6 protein-coding genes are annotated in these 4,949 nt (G+C 69.1%); 1 reads left to right on the forward strand and 5 read right to left on the reverse strand.

Annotated features, from left to right (window positions below; genetic code table 11):
* The 5 genes from mreC to AC2W7C_RS13320 all read right to left on the reverse strand — a co-directional run.
* A partial coding sequence (gene mreC / locus AC2W7C_RS13300; protein WP_486001867.1) for a rod shape-determining protein MreC occupies positions 1–930 on the reverse strand: 930 nt, incomplete at its 3' end.
* A gap of 135 nt (positions 931–1,065) precedes the next feature.
* The gene (locus AC2W7C_RS13305; RefSeq protein ID WP_092310269.1) at positions 1,066–2,106 is read right to left on the reverse strand and encodes a rod shape-determining protein; all 1,041 of its coding nucleotides are present in this window, start codon (positions 2,104–2,106) and stop codon (positions 1,066–1,068) included.
* 194 nt (positions 2,107–2,300) lie between these two features.
* Positions 2,301–2,687, reverse strand: a complete 387-nt coding sequence (locus tag AC2W7C_RS13310; RefSeq protein WP_486001868.1) for a hemerythrin domain-containing protein — start codon at positions 2,685–2,687, stop codon at positions 2,301–2,303.
* Between the two features lie 121 nt (positions 2,688–2,808).
* On the reverse strand, positions 2,809–3,426 hold the full coding sequence (locus AC2W7C_RS13315) for a glutathione S-transferase family protein (protein ID WP_486001869.1): 618 nt from the start codon (positions 3,424–3,426) through the stop codon (positions 2,809–2,811).
* A gap of 59 nt (positions 3,427–3,485) precedes the next feature.
* Positions 3,486–4,208 carry a TVP38/TMEM64 family protein gene (locus AC2W7C_RS13320; protein ID WP_486001870.1) on the reverse strand — a complete coding sequence of 241 codons (723 nt, stop codon included), beginning with the start codon at positions 4,206–4,208 and terminating at the stop codon, positions 3,486–3,488.
* Between the two features lie 45 nt (positions 4,209–4,253).
* Here AC2W7C_RS13320 and AC2W7C_RS13325 point away from each other — a divergent pair, with 45 nt between their 5' ends.
* A complete protein-coding gene (locus AC2W7C_RS13325; RefSeq protein WP_486001871.1) occupies positions 4,254–4,874 on the forward strand; it encodes a hypothetical protein in 621 nt (206 codons plus the stop codon).
* Positions 4,875–4,949 lie beyond the last annotated feature (75 nt).

Consider the following 4,949-nt stretch of genomic DNA (forward strand, 5'->3'; position numbering starts at 1 on the left):
GTCGGCGATGGCGGCGGCCTGGGCGCCGGTGGCTTCCGGCAGGGTGTCCAGGGCGGCCAGCGGCGGGGCGTTCAGGTCGTCGGCGCCGATCAGCTGGCCGAAGTCCTCGAACAGCATGACGCGCACATAGTCGATGGCGCCCCGGTCGCTGAACAGCTTGACCCGCCAGGAGCCGTCGATGCCCTTGGCGGCGACGCCAATGGGCACGCCGCGCGGGAAGCCGCCGCCGTCGCCCGAGGTCAGGATGCGGTCGCCCGCCTGGACCGAGCCGACGCCGCGCACGAACTCCAGCCGCGGATTGTCCGAGCCGTCGCCGGTCAGGATGGCGCGGGCGTCGGTGCGGTCGACCAGCACCGGCGTGCGGCTGGCCACGTCGGTCAGCAGCAGCATCCGGCTGACATTGCCGGACGTCCCGATGACCCGGCCGACCAGGCCATGCTCGTTGATGACCGGATTGCCGACCTTCACGCCCTTGGCCGAGCCGGTGTCGATCAGGCGCGCGTTCGAGAAGGGACCGCGCGAGTCCAGCACCGACCGGGCGGTGACCATGGGCACATCGGGTTCGGGCCGGATGCCCAGCATGGCCTCGTAGCGGGCGTTGACGTTCTTGAGCGCGATCGCCTGGTCGCGCCAGGGCTGAAGCTCGGCGAGTTCGCGCTTCAGGCGCCGGTTCTCGGAGACGGCGAAGAAGTAGCCGCGCACGCCGTCGCTCAGCGAGCCGAACCAGCGGACCGGAGCGGCGAACACGCCGCCGACCGGGCCGGCCACGGTCTCGACCCCCGCCCGCAGGGGCTTGTAGGGCGATGTCTGAGCGCGGGCGTCGCTGATCAGCAGCAGGACGGCGCCCAGCGCGCAGAGCGCGACGGCGACCGCCGCGGTCCAGACCAGCGGCACCTTGATGTTCTCGAACGGTCCGTCGCGAAACGCCACGGCGCGCCTTCCTGAAAAGAGGGAATCAGCGGGGCGCCCGCCGATACGCCGAGCCTATCGCAAAATCCGGCCCGCTTGGGAACCGATGCAATCCCTGTGATGACGGGGATTTGAGGCGTTGTTTCGAACCCGGCCCTAGAGGGCCGAGTCCAGCACGCCCTTCATCCAGCGCGGGTGCTCCAGCACGCGGCCGCAGCCGATGGCCACGCAGGACAGCGGGTCGTCGGCCACGGAGACCGGCAGGCCGGTGTGGTCGCGGATCTCGGCGTCCAGGCCGCGCAGCAGGGCGCCGCCGCCGGTCAGCATGATGCCCTTGTCGGCGATGTCGGCGGCCAGTTCCGGCGGCGTGGCCTCCAGGGCGACCTTCACGGCCTCCACGATCTGCGAGACCGGCTCGGCCAGCGCTTCGGCGGCCTGGCGCTCCGAGATGCGGACCTCGCGGGGCACGCCCTGCATCAGGTCGCGGCCCTTGACGTCGATCGACAGGCCTTCGCCGTCGGCGGGGATGCGGGCCGTGCCGATGTCCTTCTTGATGCGCTCGGCGGTGGTCTCGCCGATCAGCAGGTTATGGTTGCGGCGCATGTAGGAGATGATCGCCTCGTCCATCTTGTCGCCGCCGACGCGGACCGAGCGCGAATAGACGATGCCCGACAGCGACAGCACGGCCACCTCGGTGGTGCCGCCGCCGATGTCGACCACCATCGAGCCGGTCGGCTCGTGGATCGGCAGGCCGGCGCCGATCGCGGCGGCCATCGGCTCGTCGATCAGGCCCACGCGGCGGGCAGAGGCGTTCAGGCAGCTGTCGTTGATGGCGCGGCGCTCGACCGCCGTGGCGCCCGACGGCACGCACACGATCACCTTGGGATTCACGAAGCCCTTGCGGTTGTGAACCTTGCGGATGAAGTGCTTGATCATCTCCTCGGCGACTTCGAAGTCGGCGATGACGCCGTCGCGCATGGGGCGGATGGCTTCCATGTGGCCCGGGGTGCGGCCCAGCATCTGCTTGGCCTCGATGCCGACGGCGTGGACGATCTTCCGTCCACCGACGTTCCTGAGGGCGACCACCGAGGGCTCGTTCAGGACGATGCCCTTGCCCTTCATGTAGATCAGGGTGTTGGCGGTGCCGAGATCGATGGCGATGTCGTTCGAGATCGCGCCGAATACGTGGGAGAACATGGGCCTGGGATACCGTTCGTTCGGGCCTGGAAGGGCGTCAGTGACTTGATCCGTTTCGGCGACGCCCTGGCCGCGCGCATCCCCATACGCACCGCCTCCTGATCGTCTTCGCCGGACCGACCGTTGGCTCGTTTGCCCGTGTGCGACGGCGATTACAAGCCCGGAAAGCGTGGCTGGCGAAGCCGTGATGACGGTCAGGCGGCGGGCGTCCTGGTCAATCGCGCGAACGCCGCCCTGCGGGCCGCCGGATAGAGCACGTCCTCCTCCAGCTCGACCCGCAGCATCAGGGCCTGCAGGATGCAACCCGCGGTCTCGGCGAACCGCCGGGGATCCCCCAGGATGGCCGGCCGGCTCCAATGGCCGACGAAATGGCTCCACGCCCCCTTCAGGCCGCCGACATCCTCGAACGCCGCCGCCGCCAGGGTGCGCACCTGCGGATCGGGGTCGGCCATCAGCAGCGGATAGACCTCCCGGTCCTCGGCTTCCAGATGCTCGAGAAGACACTGATCCAGGGCCGAGATCAGCTCCAGGGCCTCGTCCGCGTCCGGACCGGTCTTGACGGCGTCGGCCAAGCCGACCAAGGCCGCCGCCGGCGACGATATCCCGATGTTCGCGAGTCAGCCGGGTGATATCCATACGGCGCCTCCAATACAACGATAACGGGAAATCCTTAACGAGACGTCTTGCGCCACGCCTTCCCGCTCAGACGGGATGAAGACCCTCCATGTGCAGGACCTTCTGAACGGCGGGACGCGACTGGACGAGGTTCAAATGGGCGGTCAGACGGGGAAACCGCTCCCTGTCCAGAAGATCGTTCAACCGCAACCACCGCGTGAAGACCGACAGATAGCCGTCGGCCACGGTGTACAGTTCGCCCATCACCCACGGCCCCTCCAGCAAATGGCGTTCCACCAGGTCGTAGCGGGCCAGGGCCTTGTCCAGAGCGGCCGCTCTCGCCTCGCCCTCCAGCGGCGGCCGGGCGAAGATCACCGGCCCGATGGCCGGATGCAGCGACGAGGCCAGGAAGCCGTTCACCGATTGCATCCGACCGAACTCGAAACTGGACTCCAGGTCGGCCAGATGGGCGTGCGGATGGGTCTGGGCGACGTAGCCCATGATGACCAGATTTTCGGTCAGCACCCCTTCCTCAGTGACCAGGGCGGGCGTCACCCCCGCGGGATTGACCGCAAGGTATTCCGGCGTCTTCTGCTCGCCCTTCTTCAGGTCGATCCTGACCAGTTCGTAGTCGGCGCCCGCCTCTTCCAGAGCGATGTGCGAGGCCATGGCGCAGGCGCCGGGGGAATAATAGAGCTTCAGCATGAGCCTCTCCTTCGGGGAAGGACCAGGACCTAACGCTCGAAGCAGGGTGTTCTTTCCCTTCAGTCGTCCGCGGCGCCGGCGGCCTTCTCGCGCCGCTTGACCCATTCACGGACGCCCAGCATCAGTCCCAGCCAAGCCGCCGCGACGCCGGCCAGGATCAGCGAGGTCCAGACCCCGTCGCCCGACACCGCCGAGACCACGGCCCCGCCGAAGAAGGCCACCAGCGCCGTCTTGGGCAGGACGCCGAGAGCGCAGCCAGCCAGGAACAGCCAGAAGTTCGCCCGCGTCGCTCCGAACGCCATGTTGACCACGATGAAGGGAGCCGAGGGGACGTTGCGGATCATGAAACTGGCGTAGAAGGCGTTCTTGCCCACGAAGCGCTTCAGGCGGTCCAGCGTGCGGCTGTCGAACCGGTCGATCAGGCGCGCCGTCGGGCCGCGTCCCAGCCAATAGGTCACGCCGGCCGAAACCACGGTGGCGACCCAGCTGTAGAAGAAGCCAAGCGACGGGCCGAAGGCGACGACGCAGGCGGCGATCAGGATGAACTGCGGCGCGCCGAGAAAGGCCGAAACGACGAACAGGACCACCGTCATCACGAAGGCCCAAGGGCTGCCGGCGTAGCCCTGAAGCCAGGCCTCCAGCCTGGCCTCGGCCCCCAGGTCGAAGGCGTGCTTGCCCAGGGCCAGTAGACCCAGGGTCGCGCCCAGCAGCAGCGCCGCCGCCAGGGCGGTCCGCCAGCGGCGGCCCTCCATGTTCAGGACGAAGTCGAGGATGCGGCGCATCCCTCTCACCTATCCCACGGCCGGACGAAGCGGTAGCTCTGCGGCATGTCTCCGACGGAACTCGATGTCGTGGTGCGCGTCGCCGGCGCGACCTTGCTGCTGTGGGCCGCCTTCGCGCCGCAGGGGCGAAGCCGCCCCGCGCGCCGCTTCTTCATCCCCCTGGCCCTGTGCCTGTGCGGCTTCCTGGCGGGGAACACCCCCGAACCCGCCCTTCGGCTGTCACCCCCCTTGGGCGTGTTCGCCGCCCTGATCGCGGGCTACGCCGCCGTCTTCCTGTGGTGGTGGTGCCTGGCCGTGTTCGACCGGGCCTTCCGCCCGCGAGGCGCGGTCCTCGCCGTCGGCGCGGCCTGGATCGCGGTCGCCAGCGTCGATCGGGGCGTGTTCGGCCCGACGTTGGAGGGAAAGGGCCTATCCTGGCTGCTCATCGCCCTGGGCCTGGCGATGGTCGGCCATCTGGCCTGGAGGCTTCTGAAGGATCGGTCCGACGACCTCATCGACCGCCGCCGGAAGGCGCGCGGCGCGGTCGTGGCCGCCTTGGCGGCGCAGTTGCTGGTCGATATGGCCGTCGATGTCGTCTTCGGCCTGGAGTGGGGCCCGCAGGCCTTCACGATTCTGCAGAACGCCGCCTTCCTGCCTTCACCGGCTGGCTGCTCAACCTGGACCTGAGCCGGGAGCCTCCTCGACCGCGGCGAAGCCGGCACCCGCCGCGGCCGAACCGCCCCCTCGCCGGGCGCCCGAGGC

It is taken from the genome of Brevundimonas sp. CURTG3B2_SDJG (genome assembly GCF_057364705.1).